Annotated in this window: 16 protein-coding genes; 7 read left to right on the forward strand and 9 right to left on the reverse strand. The window is 72.7% G+C overall.

Going from position 1 to position 18,652, the window contains the following annotated elements; translation table 11 throughout:
• Positions 1-62: 62 nt before the first annotated feature.
• Positions 63-626 (forward strand): hypothetical protein, encoded by a 564-nt coding sequence (locus tag VM685_RS05645; protein WP_325459145.1) that lies wholly within the window; start codon positions 63-65, stop codon positions 624-626.
• On the opposite strand, the gene VM685_RS05650 is transcribed toward VM685_RS05645, so the two are convergent.
• From VM685_RS05650 to VM685_RS05660, 3 genes are all read right to left on the reverse strand, one after another.
• Entirely contained in the window at positions 623-1,042 is a 420-nt protein-coding gene (locus VM685_RS05650; protein WP_325459146.1) for a DNA mismatch endonuclease Vsr, read from the reverse strand. The two genes, VM685_RS05645 and VM685_RS05650, sit on opposite strands and share 4 nt — an antisense overlap.
• A gap of 34 nt (positions 1,043-1,076) precedes the next feature.
• The gene (gene cysK, locus VM685_RS05655) at positions 1,077-2,066 is read right to left on the reverse strand and encodes a cysteine synthase A (protein ID WP_325459147.1); all 990 of its coding nucleotides are present in this window, start codon (positions 2,064-2,066) and stop codon (positions 1,077-1,079) included.
• Positions 2,067-2,180: 114 nt separating this feature from the next.
• Entirely contained in the window at positions 2,181-3,320 is a 1,140-nt protein-coding gene (locus tag VM685_RS05660) for a DNA cytosine methyltransferase (protein WP_414693345.1), read from the reverse strand.
• Positions 3,321-3,379: 59 nt separating this feature from the next.
• Here VM685_RS05660 and VM685_RS05665 point away from each other — a divergent pair, with 59 nt between their 5' ends.
• Positions 3,380-3,844 carry a hypothetical protein gene (locus VM685_RS05665; RefSeq protein WP_325459149.1) on the forward strand — a complete coding sequence of 155 codons (465 nt, stop codon included), beginning with the start codon at positions 3,380-3,382 and terminating at the stop codon, positions 3,842-3,844.
• On the opposite strand, the gene VM685_RS05670 is transcribed toward VM685_RS05665, so the two are convergent.
• Positions 3,841-3,972 carry a hypothetical protein gene (locus VM685_RS05670; RefSeq protein ID WP_325459150.1) on the reverse strand — a complete coding sequence of 44 codons (132 nt, stop codon included), beginning with the start codon at positions 3,970-3,972 and terminating at the stop codon, positions 3,841-3,843. The genes VM685_RS05665 and VM685_RS05670 overlap by 4 nt on opposite strands.
• A 195-nt stretch (positions 3,973-4,167) precedes the next feature.
• Between VM685_RS05670 and VM685_RS05675 the strand changes: the two genes are divergently transcribed.
• Positions 4,168-5,907 (forward strand): N-acyl-D-amino-acid deacylase family protein, encoded by a 1,740-nt coding sequence (locus VM685_RS05675; protein WP_325459151.1) that lies wholly within the window; start codon positions 4,168-4,170, stop codon positions 5,905-5,907.
• A 67-nt stretch (positions 5,908-5,974) separates the two neighbouring features.
• Entirely contained in the window at positions 5,975-7,834 is a 1,860-nt protein-coding gene (gene recQ / locus VM685_RS05680; RefSeq protein ID WP_325459152.1) for a DNA helicase RecQ, read from the forward strand.
• Here recQ and VM685_RS05685 read toward each other — a convergent pair.
• From VM685_RS05685 to VM685_RS05695, 3 genes are read right to left on the reverse strand one after another with little or no spacing between them, the layout of a single operon-like run.
• Entirely contained in the window at positions 7,831-9,234 is a 1,404-nt protein-coding gene (locus VM685_RS05685; RefSeq protein ID WP_325459153.1) for an efflux transporter outer membrane subunit, read from the reverse strand. The genes recQ and VM685_RS05685 overlap by 4 nt on opposite strands.
• Positions 9,235-9,245: 11 nt before the next feature.
• Positions 9,246-12,410: an efflux RND transporter permease subunit gene (locus VM685_RS05690; protein WP_325459154.1), complete on the reverse strand. Its 3,165-nt coding sequence runs from the start codon at positions 12,408-12,410 to the stop codon at positions 9,246-9,248.
• A gap of 42 nt (positions 12,411-12,452) precedes the next feature.
• A complete protein-coding gene (locus VM685_RS05695; protein WP_325459155.1) occupies positions 12,453-13,604 on the reverse strand; it encodes an efflux RND transporter periplasmic adaptor subunit in 1,152 nt (383 codons plus the stop codon).
• A gap of 219 nt (positions 13,605-13,823) precedes the next feature.
• On the opposite strand from VM685_RS05695, the gene VM685_RS05700 reads away from it, so the two are divergent.
• Complete coding sequence (locus tag VM685_RS05700; protein ID WP_325459156.1) at positions 13,824-14,444, forward strand: TetR/AcrR family transcriptional regulator; 621 nt, start codon at positions 13,824-13,826, stop codon at positions 14,442-14,444.
• Between the two features lie 13 nt (positions 14,445-14,457).
• On the opposite strand, the gene VM685_RS05705 is transcribed toward VM685_RS05700, so the two are convergent.
• Positions 14,458-15,597, reverse strand: a complete 1,140-nt coding sequence (locus VM685_RS05705; protein ID WP_325459157.1) for an acyl-CoA dehydrogenase family protein — start codon at positions 15,595-15,597, stop codon at positions 14,458-14,460.
• A 166-nt stretch (positions 15,598-15,763) separates the two neighbouring features.
• On the opposite strand from VM685_RS05705, the gene VM685_RS05710 reads away from it, so the two are divergent.
• Positions 15,764-16,462, forward strand: a complete 699-nt coding sequence (locus VM685_RS05710) for a helix-turn-helix domain-containing protein (RefSeq protein ID WP_325459158.1) — start codon at positions 15,764-15,766, stop codon at positions 16,460-16,462.
• Between the two features lie 44 nt (positions 16,463-16,506).
• Positions 16,507-18,312, forward strand: coding sequence for a M14 family metallopeptidase (locus tag VM685_RS05715; protein WP_325459159.1), 1,806 nt, complete (start codon positions 16,507-16,509; stop codon positions 18,310-18,312).
• Between the two features lie 3 nt (positions 18,313-18,315).
• Here the strand turns inward: VM685_RS05715 and VM685_RS05720 are convergent, their stop codons facing one another.
• Entirely contained in the window at positions 18,316-18,648 is a 333-nt protein-coding gene (locus VM685_RS05720; RefSeq protein WP_325459160.1) for a TfoX/Sxy family protein, read from the reverse strand.
• Positions 18,649-18,652 lie beyond the last annotated feature (4 nt).

Here is an 18,652-nt window from a genome sequence, read left to right on the forward strand (position 1 = left end):
TTCCCCTTTCGTTCTTGACCTGCCGCGGAGCTTCGCCTTAGCTTCCGGCAGGAGGAACGCGCATGGGTCTTTCGCTCGCCTGGATCGCCGTAAAGGGCGTCACGCCCGAGGCCGTCATGGAGGCGCTTGGCCTAGAGCCCGGCGACGGCGGACGTCGCAAACAGGCGCAGGTCGGCGCCCTGCCGGGCGGCTGGACGCTCTACGTCGATCCGGATTTCGAGCGCGGCTTCGGCCAGCCGCTCGACCGGCTCGCCGCCCTGGGCGCCGCCACCGTGGCGGCCCGCCAGGAAGATCACGTGGTGTACGCGGAGGCCCGCGGCTACGAAGCGGGCCGGGAAGTCTGGCGCGTCGTGCGGGACAGCGAACAGGAGCCCTACATGCATGTCGCCGTCACCGGCGAGCCGCCGCCGCAGTTCGAGGCCATCCGGGCGAAGGCCTTCGCCGAGCAGGAGGCCGAAGGCGGCGAGGAGGCCGGGGTCGACCTGATCTACGAGATCCCGCTCGAGCTCGCCCGATCGCTCTGCGGCTTCAAGGCGGACGAGGAATGGCCGGACCTGACGCCCGTCGGCGCCGCCGGCGCGGCCAAGGGCGGCGGGTTCTTCGCCCGGCTGTTCGGCAAGCGCTAGGGCGCGGGCCCAGCCAGCAGGCGCCGGAGCCGGGCTTCCAGGGCGGCGGGGTCCTTGAGCTCGCATTCCCAGAGGGTCTCCACCCGCCAGTCCTGCGCCGCGAGCTCGGCGCGGGTGCGTTCGTCGCGGGCGACGTTGCGGGCGACCTTGGCGATCCAGTAGTCGCGGTTCTGCTTGGGCACGCGGGCGCCGCGGGCGCAGTCGTGGCCGTGCCAGAAGCAGCCGTGAACGAAGAGCGCGAGCCGGCGCCCCGGCAGCACGATGTCCGGATTGCCCGGCAGGTCCTTGCGGTGGAGACGGTAGCGCGTCCCCAGCCGCGTCAGGGCCTTGCGGACCTTCATCTCCGGCGTGGTGTCGCGCCCCTTGACCCGCCGCATGACGGCGGAGCGCTTCTCCGGCGGGTAGACGTCGGTCACGGCGTGTCCTCCCCCGCTGCGCAGGGGAGGAACATCACAGCCCTTCGAACAGGGCCGTGGAGACGTAGCGCTCGGCGAAGCTCGGGATGATGGCGACGATCAGCTTGCCGGCCATGTCGTCGCGCATGGCGACGTCGAAGGCCGCGGTCAGCGCCGCGCCGGAGGAGATGCCGACCGGGATGCCTTCCTCGGCCGCCGCCCGCCGGGCCATGCTGAAGCTGTCGTCGTTGGACACCTGGACGACCTCGTCGATGGTCCCGCGGTCGAGGATCGAGGGCACGAAGCCGGCGCCAATGCCCTGGATCTTGTGCGGGCCGGGCGTGCCGCCGGACAGCACGGGCGAGTTCTCCGGCTCCACCGCGATCATCCTCACCGAGGGCTTGCGGGCCTTCAGCACCTGGCCGACGCCGGTGATGGTGCCGCCGGTGCCGACGCCGGACACCACCGCGTCGACGCGGCCGTCGGTGTCGTTCCAGATCTCGTTGGCGGTGGAGACCCGGTGGATCAGCGGGTTGGCGACGTTGTCGAACTGCTGCGGCATCACCGCGCCGGGGGTGGCCTCGACGATCTCGCGGGCCCGGGCGACGGCGCCGGCCATGCCGCGCTCGGCGGGGGTCAGCTCCAGCTTGGCGCCCAGGAGGAGGAGCATCTTGCGCCGTTCGATGGACATGCTCTCGGGCATGACGAGCGTCAGCTTGTAGCCCTTGGCGGCGGCCACGAAGGCCAGCGCGATGCCGGTGTTGCCGGAGGTGGGCTCGACGATCTGGCCGCCCGGCTTCAGGACGCCCTTGGCCTCCAGGTACTCGATCATCGCCACGCCGATGCGGTCCTTCACCGAGGCGATCGGGTTGAAGAACTCGAGCTTGGCGACGACCTCGGCCTTGGGCTTCAGCGCCGCGGTGAGCCTCGGCAGGCGCACCAGCGGCGTGTCGCCGATCGTGTCGATGATGCTGTCGTAGATCTTGCCGCGGCCGGCGCGCTCGAAGCGGGCGGCGTCGTAGATCTTGTCGGGGGTGGAGTCCATGGAAGCCCCTCGCGTTCCTGCGGTGTGACCGGTTGTCGCGAAACCTAAGGCTTTCGGTGGGGATTGGAAGCGGCCAGGCGCCCAGGATTCGTCGAGGCGCGTTGAGGCGCGCTCTCAGGCCGTCCGCGCCGTCACCCCGGGCGCGCCGGCCAGCAGCGGCTCCAGGAGCTCGCGGCCCAGCCAGCGCACGACCGGGACGGCCACCCCGTCGCCGGCCACGTGCAAGGCGGCGGTGGCGGCCTTCGGCAGGGCGTAGGCGTCGGGCAGGCCCATCAGCCGGGCGGCCTCGCGGGGGCTCAGCAGGCGGGAGCGGACGGCGCCTTCGTCCACCACCACGATCGACTGGCGCGAGGAGCCGCCGCGCGGGGTGCGCAGGCAGCCCGCCAGGCCATCGAAGCGCACCTCGGCGCGCTGCACGCGGCGGCCGTCCTCGTCCCGGGTCCGCCGGAAGACGGCGCCCACGGCCCGCTCGCCTCTGGCCTGCATGGCCTCCAGGCGGGCGCGATGGAGCGGGGCCATGAGCGCCAGCAGGGCCGCCGTGCGCTCCGGCGAATGCCAGGCGACCGCCGCGTCGGGCTCCAGCAGGGCGGCGAGGTCGGTGTTGCGGGCGGGCGGCGCGGCGAGCCGCCACCAGATCCAGCGCTCCGCCAGGTGCGGCGGCAGGGCGGCGTGGGCGGCGGCCACGGCGCGGGTGTGGAAGGGGCTGGCGCCGGTGAGGACCGCGGGCGGCGCCTCGCGCGTGGCCACCACGAAGACCCGCGGACGCGACTGCGGCAGGAAGCCGGCGGCGTCGATCTCCAGGGCGCCGAAGGCGTAGCCGCGGGCGGCGAGCGCCTCGCCGAGCGCGGCGAAGTCGGCGCCGCCGTGGGAGGTGAGCAGGCCCGAGACGTTCTCGATGACGACCGTCCGCGGCGCCCGGCCCTCGGCGGCCAGGGCCTCAACGAGCCGCCAGAAGCCGAAGAAGGCCGAGGAGCGGCCGCCGGAGAGACCGGCCCGCGCGCCGGCCAGGCTGAAGTCCTGGCAGGGCGAGGAGGCCCAGGCGAGGTCGGCCCGGCCGGGCAGGTCGGCGGCGTCCAGCTTCCAGACGTCGCCCTCGTGGAAGTGCTGCGCCGCGTCGGGGAAGTTCCGGCGGTAGGTGGCGGCCTTGACCGGATCGAAGTCGTTGGCGAAGGCGCAGGCCCAGGCCTCCCCCAGGCCGAGCCGGGCCATGCCGCCGCCGGCGAAGAATTCGTAGAAGCTGTAGGGCGCGCTCACGAAGGAGACGCTAAGCTGATTTGCGCCGGCCTTGCAGGCGGACCCCAGGAGAAACATCGATGCGGCTGCTGATCGGGACGCTCGCCCTCCTCCTCGCCGCCTGTCAGCCACAGGATCCCGACGGAACCCCCGCCCCGCCGCCGGCCGACGCGCCGGCCGCGGCGGCGGCGGCTCCGCCGGCCCAGCCCGGGTTGGTGATGGACCTGTCGCAGCCCCTGCTGGCGCGCGGCAACGAGCCCTTCTGGGCGGTGCGGATCGACGGCACGACGCTCACCCTGATGCAGCCGGGCGTCCCCGAGGTCGCCTATACGGCGCCGGGGGCCCAGGTCACGCCGGGCAAGGCGGTCTGGCAGGCCAGGACCGCCGACGGCCAGGAACTGGCGGTCACGATCTATTCAAGCGAATGCTCCGACGGCATGAGCGACATGCGCTATTCGATGTCGGCGGAGGCCACCTTCGCGGGGCGGACGGTGACCGGCTGCGCGGGCAAGGCCTCGGAGCTGACGCGTCCCGCCGGGAGCTAGCCCCGGCCGAGGTCCATCATCTCGACCTGCGACTGGGCCGCAGCCTCGGTCTTGTGGGGGACGGGGAGCAGAAGCCCCACGCCCACCGCGATCGCCGCGGCGGCGGCGAGAAATGCCTTGAGCGGCATCACGGGTCCCTCATCCGTTCTGCGCATTTGGTCCCTACAGCCTAGCTTTCCTGCGGTTAACAGCCGGGCAAAGAACAGGCTGAATATTCAGTGAGTTCCCACGGCCACGTCTGCTGGCCGCTTGCCTGCCGTGGCGTCCGGCCCGCAAAGTCGGCGGCAACCAGAACAACATCGCCTTCAGGGAGGCGCAGCGCCATGGAACGAGCCTATGACCTTGTGGTCCGCGGCGGGACCGTCGTGGACGGGACCGGCGGGGCGGCCTTCGAGGCGGACGTGGCGGTCAAGGACGGCCGGATCGCCGCCGTCGGCCGGGTCTCCGGCGCCGGGGCCGAGGAGATCGACGCCCGCGGCAGGCTGGTGACGCCCGGCTTCGTGGACATCCACACCCATTACGACGGCCAGGCGACCTGGGACGAACGCATGCAGCCCTCGTCCTGGCACGGCGTGACGACCGTGGTGATGGGCAACTGCGGCGTGGGCTTCGCCCCCTGCCGGCCGGAGGATCACGATCGCCTGATCCGCCTGATGGAAGGCGTCGAGGACATCCCCTTCCCCGTGCTCAGCCAGGGCCTGCCGTGGAGCTGGGAGAGCTATCCCGACTATCTCGACCGGCTGGCCGAGCGGCGCTTCGACGTGGACGTGGGCAGCCAGCTGCCGCACGCGGCGCTCAGGGTCTTCGTGATGGGCGAGCGCGGGGCGAACCGCGAGCCGGCCACGGACGCCGACATCCACGCCATGGCGGCGCTGGCCAGGCGCGCGGCGGAGGCCGGGGCCCTGGGCTTCGCCACCTCCCGGACGCTGAACCACCGCACCTCGGACGGCCAGCCGACGCCGACGCTGACCGCCGGCGAGGACGAGCTGACCGGCATCGCGCTCGGGCTCGCCGCGGCGGGACGCGGCGTGCTGCAGGTGGTCTCCGACTTCGCCGACCCCGAGGCGGAATGGGCCATGCTGCGGCGGATCGTCGAGCGCTCGGGCCGGCCGCTGTCGTTCAGCCTGGTGCAGAGCCCGCGCGCGCCGGAGAGCTACAAGGTGCTGCTGCAGCGGCTGGAGGAGGCCAACGCCGCCGGCCTGCCGATGCGGGCGCAGGTGGCCAGCCGGCCGGTGGGCGTGCTGTTCGGCTTCGAGCTGACCATGAACCCGTTCAGCCAGCACCCGGCCTACCAGGAGATCAAGGCCCTGCCGCTGGAGGGCAAGGTCGCCCGCCTCTCCGACCCGGCGTTCCGGGCCCGGCTGCTGCACGAGGAGAGCGAGGCCCAGCGCGGCTTCGCAGGCACCCAGCCCCGGGCCTGGGGCAACATGTTCCTGCTTTCCCAGCAGCCGGACTACGAGCCGACCCGCGACACCACCGTGGCGGCCATCGCCGAGCGGACGGGCAAGGATCCGGCCGAGGTGGCGCTGGACCACATGCTGACCAACGGCGGGCGCGGCATGCTCTACCTGCCGTTCCTGAACTACGCCGACGGCAACCTCGACCCGGCCTACGAGATGCTGAGCCATCCCGACTGCGTGCCGGGGCTCTCCGACGGCGGGGCGCACGTGGGGATGATCTGCGACGGCAGCTTCCCGACCACCAACCTGGTGCACTGGACGCGGGACCGGACGCGGGGGCCGAAGCTCTCCATCGAGCACATGGTGGCCGGCCAGACGCGCCGGACGGCGGAGACGGTGGGGCTGTTCGACCGCGGCCTGGTGGCGGCCGGCTACCGCGCCGACCTCAACGTCATCGACTACGACCGGCTGACCCTGAAGGCGCCCGAGGTGGCCTACGACCTGCCGGCCGGCGGGCGCCGGCTGATCCAGCGGGCGCAGGGCTATGTGGCGACCATCGTGGCCGGCGAGGTCACCTACCGCGACGGCGAGCCCACCGGCGCCCTGCCGGGACGGCTGCTGCGCGGGGCCCAGGCCAGGCCCCAGGCGATGGCGGCGGAATGACCTCCCTCCCTTAAGGGGGAGGGAAAGACGCATCGCGTTTCGGGTGAGTCGGGGTCATAAGGACCCGATGCCCGCCGCCGTCGCCGAAGCCGAACACGCGCCCCTCGACCGCGCCCGGGAGATCCTGCGCCGGACGTTCGGGCACCAGGAGTTCCGGGGGCTGCAGGCCGAGGTGATCGGCGAGATCCTGGCCGGGCGCAGCGCCATGGCGGTGCTGCCGACCGGCGGGGGCAAGAGCCTCTGCTACCAGATCCCCAGCCTGATGCGGCCGGGCCTCGGCCTGGTGGTCTCGCCGCTGATCGCCCTGATGTCGGACCAGGTGGCGGGGCTGATCCAGTCGGGTGTCGCCGCGGCCCGGCTGGATTCCAACATCGAGCCTTCCGAGAAGGCCGAGACCTGGCGGCGGATCGAGGCCGGCGAGCTCGACCTGCTCTACGTCTCGCCCGAGGGGCTGATGCAGCCCTGGATGCTGGAGCGGCTGTCCCGCACGCCGCTGGCCATGGTGGCCATCGACGAGGCCCACTGCGTGAGCCAGTGGGGCCACGACTTCCGGCCCGAGTACCGGATGCTCGGCAAGCTCGCCGAGCTGTTCCCCACCGTCCCCCGGCTGGCGGTCACCGCCACCGCCGACGCGCGGACCCGGGAGGATATCCGCGCCGAGCTGCGCCTGCAGGACAGCCGCGAGTTCGTGGCGAGCTTCGCGCGGCCGGAGCTGATCCTGTCGGCCGAGCGCAAGCGGGGCGGCAAGGACAAGCGGGTGGTGGAGCTGGTCACCGCGCGGCCGGACCGGTCGGGCGTGGTCTACGCCGGCTCGCGCGACGGGACCGAGAAGCTCGCCCAGGCGCTGCGCGACGCGGGCGTGCCGGCGCTGGCCTACCACGCCGGGCTCGAGCGGCGGCTGCGCACGGAGCGGCTGGAGCAGTTCCTGGAGGCGGACGCCGCCGTGATGGTGGCGACCATCGCGTTCGGCATGGGCGTCGACAAGCCGGACGTGCGCTTCGTGATCCACGCCGACCCGCCGGCCTCCATCGAGGCCTACTGGCAGGAGATCGGCCGGGCCGGCCGCGACGGCGACCCGGCGGAGGGGATCACCCTCTACGGCGCCGCCGACATGGCCTGGGCGCTGCGCAGGATCTCCGAGCGCGACGTGGACGACACGGTCAAGCAGGTGCAGGCGCGCAAGGTGCGCCAGCTCTACGCCCTGCTGGACGGGACCGGCTGCCGGGCGGCCGCCGTCCGGCGCTACTTCGGCGAGGAGGGCGTGAAGCCCTGCGGCCAGTGCGACCTCTGCACCGGGGCGGTGGAGACCACCGACGCCACCGAGGCCGCCCAGAAGGCGCTGTCGGCGGCGCACCGGCTGGGCGGCCGGTTCGGGCGCGGGCGGCTCGTGGACCACCTGCTCGGCAAGACCAAGGACGCCTCGGCCCAGGAGCAGAGCCTGTCGACCTGGGGGATCGGGACCGAGCTGTCGGTGGCCCAGTGGCGTGACCTGACCGAGCAGCTGCTGTTCGAGGGCCTCTTACGCGAGGACCCCAACGACGGGCGGCCGCTGGTGGGGATCGGCGACGCCGACGCGGTGCGGGCGGTGTTCCGCGGCGAGCGGCGGGTGGCGATGCGCAAGCCCGCGGAGGGCTATGACGACTCCACCCGCTCCGGCCGGCCGCGCAAGCGCAGCCGCGAGGCGATGGCGGCGCTGTCGCCCGCCGACCAGCCGCTGTTCGAGGCGCTCCGGGCCTGGCGCAGCCGCGAGGCCAAGGCCCAGCACGTGCCGCCCTATGTGATCTTCAACGACCGCACCCTGGTGGAGATCGCCGGGGCGAAGCCCGGCAGCCGCGCGGCGCTCGCCCGGCTGAACGGCGTGGGCGAGGCCAAGCTCGCCCACTACGGCGAGGCGGTGCTGGAGATCGTCGGCGGCTTCGCGGGCTAGGCCGGGGCGGCCTCCCAGCCGCCGCCGAGCGCCTTGTAGACGGCCACCACCCAGGTGTTCAGCTCGGTGCGCGCGGCGCTCGCCTGGTCCTCGGCGGCGAGCAGCGAGCGTTCGGCGTCGAGCAGGGTGAGGAAGTCCACCGCGCCCTCGCGGTAGCGGATCCGGGCGAGCTCGGCGGCGCGGCGGGCGGCGGCCTCGCGGTCGACCAGGCTGCGCAGGCGGGCCTGCTGCTGGGCGTAGCCGACGAAGGCGTTCTCCACGTCCTCCAGCGCCACGAGCACGGTGCGCTCGTACTCGGCGAGGGCGGCGTCGCCGCGGGCCTCCTGGGCGCGCAGCCGGGCCCGCGCGCCGGCGAAGTCCAGCGCCGGCCAGGTGATGGTCGGCGCGACGCTCCAGGCGCGGCTGGCGCCGTCGCCCAGGCTGTCGAAGTCGCCCGCCAGGAAGCCTAGGAAGCCCCCGACCCGCACCCGCGGGAAGAGGTCGGCCGTGGCGACGCCCACCCGGGCGGTCTGGGCCGCGAGGCGCCGCTCCGCGGCCTGCACGTCGGGGCGGCGGCGCAGCAGCTCGCCCGCGTCGCCGATCGGCAGCGCCTGGACGCGGGGCGGGACCTCGCGGACGGGCGCGAGCAGGGCGTCGAGGTTCCCCGGCCGCTCGCCCACGAGGACCGCCAGCCGGTGGGCGGCGGCCTGCGCCTGGATGGTCAGGGACGGGATGGTGGCCTCGGTGCCGCTGAGCTCGCCCTGGGCGCGGGCCACGTCGACGGCGTCGCCGGAGCCCACGTCGAAGCGGGCGCGGGTGAGCCGGAGCGTCTCGCGCTGGGTGTCGAGGTTGCGGCGGGCGACCTGCAGCCGGTCCTGGGCGCCGCGCAGCTCGAGGTAGGTGCGGGCGACCTCTGCGGCGACGGTCACCTGGGCGGCGTGCAGCTCGGCGCGGGCGGCGCCGGCGTCGGCGGAGGCCGCCTCGACGCCCCGGCGGACGCGGCCGAACAGGTCGATCTCCCAGGCCGCGTCGAAGCCGGTCTCGAAGGTCTCGCCGGTCAGCGGCGGGCCGCCGGGCTGCGGGGTCCGTCCGTCGCGGTAGGCGGCCGCGGCGGTGACGCGGGGGAGCTGGTCGAGGCGGGTGTCGCGCAGGATGGCGCGGGCCTCGCGAACCCGGGCCTCGGCGATGCGCAGGTCGAGGTTGCCGGCGAGCGCGCGATCCACGAGGTCGTCCAGCACCGGATCGCCGAACTGCCGCCACCAGGCCGCCTCCGCCTGGCCGGAGGTGAAGGCGGCGGGGTCGGCCTTGCGGAACTCGGCCGGAGGCGTGGCCGGCGCCTCGTAGCGGGGCCCCACGGCGCAGGCGGAGAGGAGCAGGAGGGCGGCGAGCGGGGCCGCCCGGAGAGGCAGGGTGTGTCGCATGGGGATCGTCCTCATTCCGCCGGCGCGGGCACGGCCGAGGTCGCGCGCGACCGGCCGCCGAGCCTGCGGATCACCAGGTAGAAGACCGGGGTCAGCATCAGGCCGAAGAGGGTGACGCCGAGCATGCCGGAGAACACCGCCACGCCCATGGCCCGGCGCATCTCGGCGCCCGCGCCATGCGACCAGACCAGCGGCGCCACGCCCATGATGAAGGCGAGCGAGGTCATCAGGATCGGCCGCAGGCGCAGGCGGCAGGCCTCCAGCACCGCGTCCCAGGTGGACGCCCCGTGGGCCTCCCGGTCGCGGGCGAACTCGACGATCAGGATGGCGTTCTTGCACGCCAGCCCCACCAGCACGATCAGCCCGATCTGGGTGAAGATGTTGTTGTCGCCGCCGGCCAGGTTCACGCCCACGAGCGCCGAGAGCAGGCACATGGGCACGATCAGGATGACCACGAGCGGCAGGGTCCAGCTCTCGTACTGGGCGGCCAGCACCAGGAAGGCCAGCAGCACGCAGAGCGGGAAGATGTAGATCGCCGTGTTGCCCGCCAGGATCTGCTGGTAGGTCAGGTCGGTCCATTCCCAGCTCATGCCGTTGGGCAGGGTCTCGCTGGCGATCCGCTCCATGGCCTTCTCGGCCTGGCCCGACGAGAAGCCGGGCGCGGCGCCGCCGTTGATCTCGGCCGAGAGGTAGCCGTTGTAGTGCGGCACGCGGTCGGGGCCGGTGGTCTGCTCCAGCCGCACGAAGGCGCCCAGCGGGATCATCTGGCCCGCGCCGTTGCGGGTCTGCAGGCGCAGCACGTCCTCGGGATCGGTGCGGTAGGTCTGGTCGGCCTGCACATGGACCTCGTAGGTGCGGCCGAAGCGGTTGAAGTCGTTGACGTAGAGCGAGCCCAGATAGACCTGCATGGTCTCGAAGAGGTCGGTCAGGTTCATGCCCTGGGCGCGGGCCTTCTCGCGGTCGATGTCGGCGCGCACCTGGGGCACGTTGATCTGGAAGCCGGAGAAGACGCCGGCGAGCGCCGGCTCCTTCTGGGCCGCGGCCACCAGGGCCTGGGTCTGGCGGTAGACCTCCTCGGAGCCAAGGCCCGCGCGGTCCTCGATCTGCATCTTGAAGCCGCCGATGGTGCCCAGCCCCATGACCGGCGGCGGCGGGAAGACGGCGATCGAGCCGTCCTGGATGGCCGCGAACTTGCCGTTCAGCTCGCCGGCGATGGCGCCGGCCGAGAGCTCGTGGCTCGTCCGCTCCTCGAAGGGCTTGAGGGTGACGAAGACGATCCCGGCGTTGGGGGCGTTGGTGAAGCCGTTGATGGAGAGGCCCGGGAAGGCCACGGCGCTCTCCACGCCGGGGGTCTTGAGCGCGATGTCGCTCATCTGGCGGATCACCGCCTCGCTGCGGTCGAGGGAGGCGGCTTCAGGGAGCTGGGCCGCGGCGATCAGGTACTGCTTGTCCTGGCCGGGCACGAAGCCGCCGGGCGTCTTCATGAAGGCGAAGGCGGTGATGGCGATCAGGCCGGCGTAGACGAGGAGCGCCGCCGGCGAGCGCCCGAGCAGCCGCCGCACCCCGCCGACGTAGTTGTCGGAGCCGCGGGCGAAGAGGCGGTTGAACGGCCGGAACAGCCAGCCGAACAGCCGGTCGATGACCTGCTGCAGGCGGTCCTTCGGCGCGCCGTGCGGCTTCAGCAGCACGGCCGCGAGCGCGGGCGACAGGGTGAGCGAGTTGAAGGCCGAGATCAGGGTGCTGATGGCGATGGTCAGCGCGAACTGGCGGTAGAACTGGCCGGTCAGGCCGCTGATGAAGGCGGTGGGGATGAAGACCGCGCAGAGCACGAGCGCCGTCGAGACGATCGGTCCGGTGACCTCGCGCATGGCCTGGCGGGCGGCGTCTGGCGGGGACAGACCCAGCTCGATGTTGCGCTCCACGTTCTCGACCACGACGATGGCGTCGTCGACGACCACGCCGATCGCCAGCACCAGGCCGAACAGGGTGAGGGTGTTGAGGCCGAAGCCCATCATCAGCATCACGGCGAAGGTGCCGATCAGCGAGACGGGCACGGCGATCAGCGGGATCACCGAGGCGCGCCAGCTCTGCAGGAACAGCACCACCACGAGCACCACCAGCAGGATGGCCTCGAACAGGGTGTGCACCACCGCGTCGATGGAGCCGCGGACGAAGACGGTGGGGTCGTAGACGATCTTGTAGTCCACGCCCTCGGGGAAGTCCTTCTTCAGCTCGGCCATGGTGGCCCGGACATCCGAGGAGAGCTGCAGGGCGTTGGAGCCGGGCCGCTGGAAGATCGGCAGGGCCACGGCCGGGCGGTTGTCCAGCAGCGAGCGCAGGGCGTAGCTGCTGGAGCCCAACTCCACGCGGGCCACGTCGCGCAGGCGGGTGACCTCGCCGTGCTCGCCGGTGCGGATGATGATCTCGCCGAACTCCTCCTCGGTGGAGAGCCGGCCCTGGGAGTTGATCGCCACCTGGAAGTCGGCGGCGCCGGGCGCGGGCGGGGCGCCGAGCTGGCCGGCGACGACCTGGACGTTCTGCTCGCGCACGGCGCGGATCACGTCGCCGGCGGTCAGCCCGCGGGCGGCCACCTGCTCGGGGTCCAGCCAGATGCGCATGGCGTAGGGGCCCGAGCCGAACATCTGCACGTCGCCGACGCCGTCGACCCGGGCCAGCTGGTCGCGCACCCGCAGCTGGGCGTAGTTCGACAGGTAGAGCATGTCGTAGCGTTGATCGGGGCTGATCAGGTGGACGACCATGGTCAGGTCGGGCGAGGCCTTGTTGGTGGTGACGCCCGAGCGCTGCACCTCCTGGGGCAGCCTGGGCAGCACCTGGGCCACCCGGTTCTGGACCTGCACCTGGGCCTTATCCAGGTCGACGCCGAGGCGGAAGGTGACGGTGATCGTCACCACCCCGTCGCTGGTCGCCTGGGAGGACTGGTAGAGCATCCCCTCGACGCCGTTGATGGCCTGCTCGATGGGCGAGGCGACCGTCTCGGCGATGGTTTCGGGGTTGGCGCCCGGATAGACGGCGCGGACCACCACGGTGGGCGGCACGACCTCGGGATATTCGGCGATCGGCAGCCTCGGCAGGGCGATCAGCCCGACCACGAAGATGATGATCGAGAGCACCGCCGCGAAGCGCGGGCGGTTCACGAAGAACTGCGAGAAATTCATGGGGGACTCGTCCGGGGAGGAGGGGACGAGGCCGTCCGGCGGCTACTGCGCCGAACGGCCCGTGTCGGCCTGGGCGACACGCAGGGGCGCGCCGGTGAGCTGGGCCAGTTCGGCCTCAGGGAGCTTGATGGCGGAGAGGGTGGGACGGACCGCCTGGCCGGGCTTCACCCGCTGGCCGCCGCTGATGATGACGACGTCGCCCGGCTTGAGGCCGGTCCGCACGATCCGCAGATCTCCGACCCGCGGGCCCACCGTCACCGCCCGGTACCGGGCGACGCGGTCGGCGCCGACCACCAGGACGAAGCGCTTGCCGAGGTCGGCGGCGATCGCCCGGTCGGGGACCAGGGCCACGGTGTCGGAGTCGGAGTCCACCAGCTTGACCCGGGCGAACAGGCCCGGCGTGAACCGGCTGTCGGGATTCCTGAAGATCGCGCGGCCCTGGATGGTGCCGCTCTGCGGATCGACGACGTTGTCGACGAAGACCAGGCTGCCTTCGTGCGGATGCCCCTCCTCGTCCATCAGGCCCATGTAGACCGGCCCCGGCCGCGTGCGGGCGGTGTCGACGTACTTGAGATAGGTCTGCTCGTCGGCGTTGAAGGTGGCGTAGACGGGATCGTCCGAGACCACGGTCGTCAGCACGTCGGAGCTCGTGACGAGGTTGCCCTCGGTGATCGCGGCCCGGGAGACGCGGCCGGAGATCGGCGAGGTGATCCGGGTGAACTCCAGGTTCAGCTTGGCCGAGGCCAGCGTCGCGGCGGCGGCGTCGAGGGCGGCGCGGGCCGCCTTCTCCTCGGAGACCAGCCGGTCGTACTCGCTGCGGGCCAGCGCGTTCTGCTCCACGAGGCGCTCGCCGCGGGCGCGGTTGACGCTGGCCAGCTCGAGCTTGGCGCGGCCGGCGGCGACTTCGGCCGTCAGGCGCGCCACCTCGGCCTGGAACGGGCGCGGATCGATCTGGAAGAGCACCTCGCCCTTGCGGACCACCGCGCCCTCCCGGAACCGGATGCTGTCGATGTAGCCGCCGACCCGCGGGCGGACCTGCACCGTGTCCACCGCCTCCAGCCGGCCGGTGAACTCGTCCCAGGCGGGCAGCTCGCGGACCACCACCGGGGCGGCGGTGACCGCCGGCGGCGGGGCCTCGGCCGGACCCTGCTGGGCCCGGGCGCCGCAGCCGGCGACGAAGAGGGAAAGGGCCACCACGGCGCCAAGAGGCGCAATCGAACGCACACGCATGACTGGGACTCCGGGCTTTCAGTTTGGGCCGGCCCCGCCTTGAAGTCGGGGTCCGGAAGGCGCACATTGAAGAAATGTGACGATACCGTTCGGTATCATTCCGATAGATACTGACCGGTCACTCTCACGTCAATGACGGGGCTCGTAAAAAGACGTGGCTCGATAAGATTGGGAGGGAGGGCGATGAAGGCGGAAGCCAAGGCGAAGGTGGGTAGCGCTACCGTGGGTGGCAAGGGGACAACCGCAAAAAAGTCGGCGCGCGACCGGATCTTCGAGACGGCGTGCGAGCTGTTCTACGAGCGCGGGATCCGCGCCGTGGGCGTCGAGACGATCGCCAGCGAGGCGGGCGCGACGAAGATGACGCTCTACCGGAACTTCCCGTCGAAGGACGAGCTGGTCGCCGAATGCCTGCGCGAGCAGGCGCGCGACGCCTGGACCTGGTGGGACGAGGCCATCGCCCCGCACGCCGGCGACCCGCGCCGGCAGCTGGAGGCGCTGTTCGACGCCTTCGGCCAGAAGACCTGCGACGACACCCGCGGCTGCGCCATTTCCAACGCCGCCATCGAGCTGCACGAGCCCGAGCACCCGGCGCGGATCGTGGCGCTCGACTACAAGCGCGAGACCCGCAAGCGGCTGGGCGCCCTGTGCAAGGCCGCCGGGGCGAAGGACGAGGCCCTGGCCGACACCCTCTTCCTGCTGCTGGAGGGCGCTTACGTCGCTCGGGTCACGCTCGGCCAGGGCGGGCCGGTGGCGAGCCTGAGCCAAGCGGCCCGGACCCTGATCTCCTGCCACCTGGACGGCTAGCGCCCGGCCGCGCTCAGCCGTCGATGTCGAGGCCCAGCGCCAGCCGTCCGGCGTAGCGGAGCTGGGGCTTCTCCTGCAGCGGATGGAACCGGGCGCCCTGCACGTCGCGGAAGGCCCGCTCCAGACCGACGCTGCGGTAGAAGGACGCCCCGCCCGCCACCTCCATGGCCCGCTCCACCGTGCGGATCGCCGCCTGGCCGGCGAGCGTGCGGCCCATCATGGCGCGGTGGGTGGTCTCGGGACCGGGCTTCGCCGTCTCGGCGTTGCGGATCATCGCCGCCACCGCCGTCTCGCAGGCGAACAAGGCGGTCTCCATCTCGCCGGCGAGCTGGGCCAGCGCCTCGTCGGCGGGCTTGCGCCGCGCGACCTCCAGCGCCCGGGCCCGCGCCGCCTCGGCGACGCCGAGGTAGGCCGAATAGATGATCGGGAAGGCGATCATGCTGATGCCGTGGAACAGCGGGTGCCACCGGCCCTGCGGCCGGCGGCCGGAGACTGCCGCCTCCGGCACGAAGACCTGCTCGAGCTGCAGGTCGTGCGAGCCGGTGCCGCGCATGCCCATGGCCTTCCAGGTGTCGAGGCGGGTGACGCCCGGGGCGGCGAGCGGCACGGCGAAGTGCAGCACCGTCGGCCCCGCCTCGGGATCGTCGTAGACCGCGCTGGTCATCAGGAGGTCGCCGGCCGGCGAGCCGCTGGAGAACACCTTGCGGGCGGTGATGCTGTAGCCGCCGTCGACCTTCTCCGCCGTGCCGGCGCTCTGCAGCCAGTCGGAGCCGCCGCTGGAGACCAGGACCAGGTCCTCGGCCGCGACCCGCTTCAGGAGGCCCTCGGTGGGCGCCCCCTCATTCCGCCAGCGCCAGGCGGCGAGCGCCACGAGGTGGGTGTGCATGGAGAAGGCCAGCCCCGTGGACCCACAGGCCCGGGCCAGCCGGCGCACCACGGCGCAGATCTCGGCGTAGGCGGCGCCGCCGCCGCCGAGCTCGGCCGGGACGTGGGCCTTGAAGAAGCCCTCGCGCTTCAGGAGATCGTAGGCGTCGGCCACGAAGCTGTCGTCGGCGTCGTGCCGGGCGGCGTCCAGGGCGATCTGGGCGGCGGCCGCGTCGGCGCGCGCGGCCCAGTCGAGGGTGGCGGGGGTCAGGATGGCGTCGTCGGGCATGGGGAGGTCCTCTGGCGCGGCGCATTGAACGCCGTTCTGCGAGACTGATCCCACTGGACGGGAGGCGCGGCCAGTTCAGGAACTGAATCGCGCCGGTACAGGAACTGAACTAGCCGCCGGCGGGGCCGAAGCTTAGCATGCCAACGTTATCCGAAAGGGATCGCGCATGCCGCAAGCCGGATACGGCCAGTTCTGTCCCGTGGCCATGGCCGCCGAGGTCCTCTGCACCCGCTGGACCCTGCTGATCCTGCGCGAGCTGGTGGCGGGGACCCGCCGGTTCAACGACCTGCGCCGCGGCGTGCCCAGGATGTCGCCCGCCCTGCTCTCCCAGCGACTGAAGGAGCTGGAGGCCGCAGGCGTGGTCCGCCGCGTGCCCGCGCCCGGCGAGCGGGCGGCGTTCGAGTACGAGCTCACCGCGGCCGGCCAGGAGGTGGCGCCGATCGTCGAGGCGGTGGGGGCCTGGGGCCAGCGCTGGGTGGACCCGGAGCTGTCGCTGCAGCAGCTCGATGCGCAGCTCCTGATGTGGGACATGCGCCGCAACCTCGACCTGTCGCCCATGCCGCAGCGGCGCAGCGTGATCCAGTTCCAGTATCCGGAGCAGCCCGCCGGCCTGCGGTCCTGGTGGCTGGTGGTGACGCCCGGCGAGGCGGTGGACCTCTGCGGGGTCGACCCGGGCTTCGACGTGGACCTCTACGTCGCCTGCGAGCTGCGCACCATGACGGCGGTCTGGATGGGCGTCGACAACCTGCGCATCGCCATGGCGCAGGATCGCCTGCGCGTGGTCGGCGACCGGCAGCTCGCCTCGCAGATGCAGACCTGGCTGGGCCTCAGCCCCTTCGCCCGCCAGCAGAAGCTGGCGAGCTGAGGCGGCGGCCTTACGGCGGCGACGCCGTGCGTTATGAAGGCGGCATGCGCGCCCTCGCCCTCGCCCTGACCGCCACCCTGCTGGCCACCTCGGCCGCGGCCCAGCCCGACCGCCGCTTCGCCGACATCCTGCCGCCGGCGCCGGCCTGGCGCGGGGCCAGCGAGAAGCTGGTCGCCCCGGCCGGCGACCCGTGGATCACCCCGGCCGAGAAGGCGGGATTCCGCACGACGCCGTCCTATGCCGAGACCCTGGACTACCTGCGCCGGATGGCCGGGGCCTCCGACCTGATCCGGCTCGAGCGGTTCGGCGAGACGCCCGAGGGCCGCGAACTGGTCGTGGCGATCGTCAGCAAGGACAAGGGCCGGCTGGACCCCGCCAAGCCCCTCGTGCTCGCGCAGGCCGGCATCCACTCGGGCGAGATCGACGGCAAGGATGCGGGCCTGATGCTGATCCGGGACATCGCGTTCCGTGGCAAGGCGGGGCTGCTGGACGGGGCGAACCTGCTGTTCGTGCCGGTGTTCAACGCCGACGGCCACGAGAACACCTCGCCCTACAGCCGGCCGAACCAGCGGGGGCCGGAGAGCCAGGGTTTCCGGACCACCGCCCAGAACCTCAACCTGAACCGCGACTACGCCAAGCTCGACGCGCCCGAGATGCGCGCCATGCTGGACCTGATCGGGCGCTACGACCCCGACCTCTACCTCGACCTGCACGTCACCGACGGCGTCGACTATGTGCACGACATCACCTTCTCCTTCCCCGGCTGGGGCGGGCGCCACGCCCGCAGCCCCCGCTCGGGCCAGTGGCTGGACAAGGTGCTGCGGCCCAGGATGGAGCAGGCGCTGAGCCGCAACGGCCACTTCCCCGCGCCCTACCTGGATCCCGTCGACCCGCGGGCGCCGGAGAAGGGCTTCAACGTCGGCGCCGACACCGCGCGGTTCTCCACCGGCTTCGGGGACCTGCGGCGGACGCCGACGGTGCTGGTGGAGACCCATTCCCTGAAGCCCTACCGCCAGCGGGTGCTGGGGACCTACGTCCTCATCGAGGCCGCGCTGCGCGCCGCCGCGGACGGCGCCGACGGTCTGGCGGCGGCGCGGGCCGCCGACCGAGCGCTGCGGCCCGACAGGGTGGTGCTGACCTGGAAGCCGCTGGCGGAGCCGGTGGATTCCATCCTCTTCCGCCCGGTCCAGCGGGAGACCTGGCGCTCCGAAGCTTCCGGCCGCGACGAGGTTCGCTGGCTGGGCCGGCCAGGCAAGCCCGTGCAGGCGCCGGTGTTCGGCTCGACGCCCGACGTGGTGGTCCAGCGGCCCGCCGCCTACTGGGTGCCGGCGCACAAGGCCGAAGTGATCGACCGGCTGCGGCGCCACGGCCTGGCCATGGAGATCCTGAAGGCGCCGCGCACCGTGGAGGTCGAGGTGGCCCGCCTGGTCGAGCCGAAGGCCGGGACCGCGATCGAGGGCCGCTTCCCGGTCAGCGCCGCCGACTATACGTCCGAGCGGCGGCGGGTGACCTATGCGCCGGGCTCGGTGCGGATCTCCACCGACCAGCCGCTGGGCGAGCTGGCCAGCATCCTGCTGGAGGCCCGCAGCCCCGACAGCTTCCTGGCCTGGGGATTCTTCCCGGAGATCCTGCAGCGCACCGAGTACATGGAAGGCTACGTCATCGCGCCGCTGGCGGAGCGGATGATGAAGGAGGATCCCGCGCTGGCGGCCGAGTTCCGGGCGAAGCTCGCCGCCGAACCGGCTTTCGCCGCCGACGGCGACGCGCGGCTGCGCTGGTTCTACGAGAAGACGCCCTACTACGACCGCCGCTACCTGATCTATCCCGTGGGCCGGGAGACGGCGGGCTGAGGCTCAGGCCTTGCGCAAGGCCGCCCCGAGCGCGCGGCGCGTCCATGCCTCGGCCACTTCGGGGTCTTCCCAGATCTCGTCCGGCGCGCGGCGGTAGGAGATCTCGCGCAGGTCGCCGTGCTTCGTCCCGTAGCGGAACGGCTCCAGACCGAGCGCGTCGAAGTCCGCCGCGGTTTCGGCGTCGCTCTTGAGGTAGAGCGTGTCGCTGATCGCGAGCGCGAACATCCGGTCGCCGGAGAACACGCCCACGCCGCCGAACATCCGCCGCGTGCGCAGGTCCGGAGCGGCGGCGAGCGTCTCCCGGATCTGCTCGAGGAAGGACCCGCCGACGGCCACGGTC

The sequence above is a fragment of the Phenylobacterium sp. genome, assembly GCF_035539035.1.
Lineage (GTDB): Bacteria > Pseudomonadota > Alphaproteobacteria > Caulobacterales > Caulobacteraceae > Phenylobacterium.